The organism is Microbacterium umsixpiens (assembly GCF_053543675.1).
This window is the reverse complement of sequence record NZ_JBLVOH010000254.1, coordinates 3,599-4,326: the sequence shown is the minus strand read 5'-3', so window position 1 is coordinate 4,326 and position 728 is coordinate 3,599. Positions and strand designations below refer to the sequence as shown.

The window sequence follows — 728 nt, the reverse complement described above, 5'->3', positions numbered from 1 at the left end:
GGGGGCCTTCGTCGTCGAATCACATGCTTGTGATTTCAGGAGATCTCGGCGAGAATGGGCCCACAACCGCATATTCTCGCCACTTCGTGGTTCAGGTCGTTGGGGAAGACGCACCTGATGAAACGGAGAGATCATGGCGACGGCTTACTCACGCGGAGTGGTGTTCATCCACTCTGCGCCTCGCGCGCTCTGCCCACACCTCGAATGGGCGGTGGGTCGCGCTATCGGGCGTGCGGTGAATTTCGACTGGACCGCGCAGCCCGTCCTCGAGGGTGCCCGGCGGGCCGAGTTCTACTGGGACGGCCCTGTCGGCACGGGTGCTGCTCTCGCGACGTCCATCCGCGGGTGGGAGCATCTGCGGTTCGAGGTGACCGAGGACCCCACTCCGCGCAGCGACGGCGGACGCTGGCTGCACACTCCCGACTTGGGTATCCATTACGCCCAGACGGATGCCGCCGGCAACATCGTCATCGGCGAGGACCGGATCCGCTACGCGATGGAGATCGCCGCGGGCAGTGCGATCGAGTTGCAGCGCGAGCTGGACATCGCGCTCGGGTCCGCCTGGGACGAGGAACTGGAGCCGTTCCGGCACGCGAGCGACGACGCCAGAGTCGTCTGGCTCCACAAGGTCGGCTAGCCGACACCACAGACCGGGAGCGGGGGAGGCGTGAGTATCGGATGCCGGTGAATCATCCCGGACGCTGAGAAGACGTATCCCCGCTCCGCCC

Annotated in this window: 1 protein-coding gene; it reads left to right on the top strand. The window is 65.9% G+C overall.

The genetic code is table 11. The features are described 5' to 3' along the window. Positions 1–133: 133 nt before the first annotated feature. A complete protein-coding gene (locus ACNPM4_RS20765) occupies positions 134–637 on the top strand; it encodes a DUF3145 domain-containing protein (protein WP_029261782.1) in 504 nt (167 codons plus the stop codon). Positions 638–728: the final 91 nt, after the last annotated feature.